The 3667-nt window shown below is 60.6% G+C and carries 5 protein-coding genes and 1 pseudogene; 3 read left to right on the top strand and 3 right to left on the bottom strand.

The genetic code is table 11. The features are described 5' to 3' along the window. Nucleotides 1-217 precede the first annotated feature (217 nt). A complete protein-coding gene (locus tag CK221_RS30535; protein ID WP_156752705.1) occupies nucleotides 218-376 on the top strand; it encodes a hypothetical protein in 159 nt (52 codons plus the stop codon). Nucleotides 377-399: 23 nt separating this feature from the next. Here CK221_RS30535 and CK221_RS29325 read toward each other — a convergent pair whose 3' ends face one another. The 3 genes and pseudogenes from CK221_RS29325 to CK221_RS29310 form a co-directional block, all read right to left on the bottom strand. Then, nucleotides 400-582, bottom strand: a complete 183-nt coding sequence (locus CK221_RS29325) for a hypothetical protein (RefSeq protein ID WP_066998632.1) — start codon at nucleotides 580-582, stop codon at nucleotides 400-402. A 376-nt stretch (nucleotides 583-958) separates the two neighbouring features. Next, the gene (locus tag CK221_RS29320; RefSeq protein ID WP_095780257.1) at nucleotides 959-1339 is read right to left on the bottom strand and encodes a cytochrome c family protein; all 381 of its coding nucleotides are present in this window, start codon (nucleotides 1337-1339) and stop codon (nucleotides 959-961) included. Between the two features lie 800 nt (nucleotides 1340-2139). After that, nucleotides 2140-2733: pseudogene (locus CK221_RS29310) on the bottom strand (SOS response-associated peptidase). A gap of 347 nt (nucleotides 2734-3080) precedes the next feature. On the opposite strand from CK221_RS29310, the gene CK221_RS29305 reads away from it, so the two are divergent. Together CK221_RS29305 and CK221_RS29300 are read left to right on the top strand one after the other, a co-directional pair. Next, entirely contained in the window at nucleotides 3081-3269 is a 189-nt protein-coding gene (locus CK221_RS29305) for a DUF3606 domain-containing protein (RefSeq protein ID WP_095780255.1), read from the top strand. Then, nucleotides 3266-3496, top strand: coding sequence for a hypothetical protein (locus tag CK221_RS29300; RefSeq protein WP_066998556.1), 231 nt, complete (start codon nucleotides 3266-3268; stop codon nucleotides 3494-3496). The genes CK221_RS29305 and CK221_RS29300 overlap by 4 nt, the downstream gene beginning before the upstream one ends. Nucleotides 3497-3667 lie beyond the last annotated feature (171 nt).

The raw sequence follows: 3667 nt of genomic DNA, 5'->3' as shown, positions 1-3667 counted from the left end.
GGACTTATGCGCGGGATCGTTAGAGACTTCAGTCGCAAATCTGTTAGTTGCGAGTCCGCTCATATGGATGCAGGATCAATGCTCCCCACCTTCAAGCGGTGGGGTGGCCCGACCCGTGATAATCCTGTGTCACCTAGGTTAAAGCGGGCCGGGCCGCAGAGGTTCCTGGGGGTGCCCGATGCGTTCTCAGCCAAACAGTATTCTCGGACCGGGCGACATGGCGATGCTTGAAAGAGTGCTCCAGAAGCTATTACCCGCAGGTGCGGACGCCGCCGAAAGGGAATGGCTGGGCAGCCTGTTGATCACGGCCTTCCAGAACGGGGCGACAGACGAGGCGGCGCTGTTTGCCACGGTGGATAGGAAACCCAAACCGTAAGCTCGGTCTCCCTGCCTGGCGCCTCAATGGCGGCGCTTGAGAAATTTCGCTTCCCGCACCAGCGAATTCCAATCCGTGCCGATCAGCCGGATCAGCTCCCGCGCCTCCTCCTCGGATAGGCTAGTCTCTTTTGCCAACCGCGCTGCCAAAAGGCGGGTATTTTTGTCCGTGCGCGACCCGTTCGGCTTGCCGTCGCCGTCCTTCACTGCCCTATCTCCGTCTCAAACAAGAGCCCGCTCGCCTGAAGAGGTCGAACGGGCTCCGGGGAAATGCCCCCGCGCGGCGCGGTGAACCTTGGCCGGGGACACACGCCGCGACACCCAACGGGATGGTTGATCGAATGTTCCCTTCTGCCAGATTGCGACCGAGGTCGGAGGAGCTGCCGCTTTGGTCCCACCCCTGAAACCTTCGCGTTCTCTGCATCATTTGATAGGGCCGGCGAGCAATGTCCCTTCATCGTCGGCATGAGAGAGTGGATAGATGCCCGCCGTTTCTGCCAGGAGTGGCGGGCATCTGTCTATCTAACCCGCCAAGCCGCCGTCCCGCGACGCTGCCGCCGACAGGGCGCCTGGAAGGGCCCGCTTACTTGGAAAACTGTTTCAGGTAAGCGATGACGTTGGCTACGTCCTGATCGTTCTTGAGGCCGGGAAAGGCCATCTTCGTCCCCTTGACCATCCCCCTCGGGTCCTGAAGATACTTCGTCAGCGTAGGCTCATCCCATTTGATGCCGGATTTTCCGGCCTCGGTCATGGCCATGGAATAAGTGAAACCGGGATGCGTGCCCGCGGTGCGCCCGATGACGCCCTGCAGAGACGGGCCGACCTTGTTCTGGTCCTGGTCGGCAATGTGGCAGACCTTGCACTTGGTGAAGACCTTCTCGCCTGCGGCGGCATCCTGCGCCCGCGATGGGCTTGCAAGGAAGATCGTGGCCGACGAGGCGATGAAAAGTGCGATTGCGCGCATGGCAGTCCTCCCTGATCGATCGTCATTTGCGCCGGACGATCCGCACCACGCCAGCTGCGCTGGGGCGGCCTGCACGGTAGAGCGGAATATCCGTGGTCCCACCAATGGAGTTGCGGCATCTACATACCACAGTATCAAGCCGGTGGGTAGAAACGCCAGTTTGTGCGGCGCGTCCCGAGGAGCGGACTCAGGCGACGCGCTTTGGTCCTTGATTTGACGCTCACCAAAACAACAATTGCTATCGCCCGCCATGACGCTATCGTTAGCGCCGTCCGGGGTTTTGGCTACCCTGTCCCGGACCAGCTAGGCCCGGCTGCTCGTCACCACTTCCCCCGAAGCAAGATGGCTGCCGGGCCGTTCTACAGATTCTAGGTGGGCGAAGCGCCGGCAGGGTTCTAGCCGAGGCCATAGCCCTGGCTATGTAAGTTGCCCGCCGTTCAAGAGTGCAGAACGAAAAGAGACCAGGAGCTTGACGACGCCCCATAAGCCGCCGACGAGAAAGACGGCTCTGGTGCCCAGCCGAGTTGAGGCTTCCGGCATTCACCTTTCGATCTAACGGGAGCGGAAATGCAAGGTTTGAAGCGGTCGTGTTGGAAGGAAGCCTACGACCTACACGAGTTTGCGGGGAGGCCCGGTCTGACCATCAGACAGGCCGAAATTGTGATCCAGAGCAACGGCCCATCTAAGCACAAATGCGATCTCGCTGCGGCATTCAAGGTCGCGCTCGAACAATGCAGGCACTTGCGCGAGAAAGAGGCGCGAGGCTCCCGGGCATGTCCGCGACCCTCGGGCGATCAGAACTAAGAGCTCTCCGGCCGCACCCTCTCGACCGCCAGCGACCCGCCCGGAAGCGGTCGCAACAGATCGCCCTCCGATTCCGTCAGGTTGAGCCAGGCGGACCAGTTCTCCGGCTCAAGGACCACGACTGACGGTTGTGATAGGGCGCAACGTCGGGACCAGGCTCGGTCGTCAGCATCGTGAAGCTCGGCGGCTTGTTGCCGGTCGCCTCGCGCCAAAGCCCCGCAATTGCCAGGAACGGCGCGCCGTTGAGGGTGAAGCGGTGTTTCGCTTTCGGATATTTCGTTCCGGTGAATTCGAAGAACGCGGAAGCGGGAACCAGGCAGGCGCTTGCTGTTGCCAAACTGTCGGCCCTCGGAGCGGAAATTGAAAACCGGCCCGCCTCTGGGACCGGCCGGGGGGAAGCCGAATGTCATCGAGGCCAGCTCGACTGCATCGCCGGCAACGCGCATTATTGGCGCCGGGTCGTTGACGCGGATGCCGTCAGCTTGCGGCAGGTCGAGCTCATTCTGATGGCTGGAAATCTGCAAGGTGAGCGACTCCATCATGCGGCAGTATTCAGCCCAAGCGATGTGCTGCTCATAATCGTTGCACATTCTTGTCTCGCAAGGACCGCGGTTCGGATCTCCCCTTCACGCGGGAACGCTCTGTCCCAAGGGAACGTTCCGTTGCCGCAAGGGAATCGAAACATGTGACAGACAACAATCGATGGCTTTCTGCATATAGGCCAGCATGTTCCATTGATCGGAGAGCCTACGCTTAGGCCCAGCCAAGACATGGGGCGCCCGGCCTGCGAGGGTTCGAGGGGAGCTAGGGCGACAGAGCTCTTACCCCGAGTGCCATGTCCTGCGCACTTGTCGCGACTGCTGCAGGGCCGATAGCGGATAGGAGGAACATTATCGCTCGTCAGTCTTTCCTTTTGTCCGGAGAGAGGAGGAGAACCATGGCGGACGACAAAAGCAAACGCGATTCACGCGATCGCGACCGTGTGTCGGGGGATCAGGAGTATGAGGTCGGCTACTTCGCCAGCAAGTTCGGACTCTCGATCCCTCAGGTGCGCGAGCTGATCGCCAGGCATGGAAATGACCGCGAGACCCTAGAGCGTGAGGCAAAGGCGCTAGGCACTCGATGAGCCGCTACTTCTTCGACACGTTCAACGGCTCAGCTCACGTGACCGATGAAACCGGCGCGGAACTGGATGACATGCAGGCGGTAAGGCGGGAGGCCTCGACGGCATTGGCCGAGATGGCGGCCGAGATTGTTCCGATCGAAGACCGGCTCGAACTCTTCGTCGATGTTCGGGATGAAGCGGGTGCCCGGGTTCTTAAAGCTCGTGCGATCTTCGAAATGTTCGAGTGAACTGGCTGCATGCTCAAGGCGTGACGCTCGCCGCCTCTCGCGCCAAGGTATGGCATCGCGGTGTCAAGGAACATTCCTGATGCAAAGTGGTTCGGGGCGGATCCCAACCCTGGAGAACCCTCATGTTCATGCACAATAAGCGACTGCAATACACCGTCCGTGTGTCGGAGC

The sequence above is a fragment of the Mesorhizobium sp. WSM3868 genome (genome assembly GCF_002294785.1).
In the GTDB taxonomy this organism is placed as follows: Bacteria; Pseudomonadota; Alphaproteobacteria; order Rhizobiales; family Rhizobiaceae; genus Mesorhizobium.
Note: the sequence above shows the minus strand (reverse complement) of the source record. Positions and strands in the feature narration are given on the sequence as shown.

Bases quoted from the DNA above. Each gene is read 5' to 3' on its own strand.
- CK221_RS30535 (WP_156752705.1), top strand. From the start codon at position 218: ATGGCGATGCTTGAAAGAGTGCTCCAGAAGCTATTACCCGCAGGTGCG.
- CK221_RS29320 (WP_095780257.1), bottom strand. From the start codon at position 1,339: ATGCGCGCAATCGCACTTTTCATCGCCTCGTCGGCCACGATCTTCCTT.
- CK221_RS29305 (WP_095780255.1), top strand. From the start codon at position 3,081: ATGGCGGACGACAAAAGCAAACGCGATTCACGCGATCGCGACCGTGTG.
- CK221_RS29300 (WP_066998556.1), top strand. From the start codon at position 3,266: ATGAGCCGCTACTTCTTCGACACGTTCAACGGCTCAGCTCACGTGACC.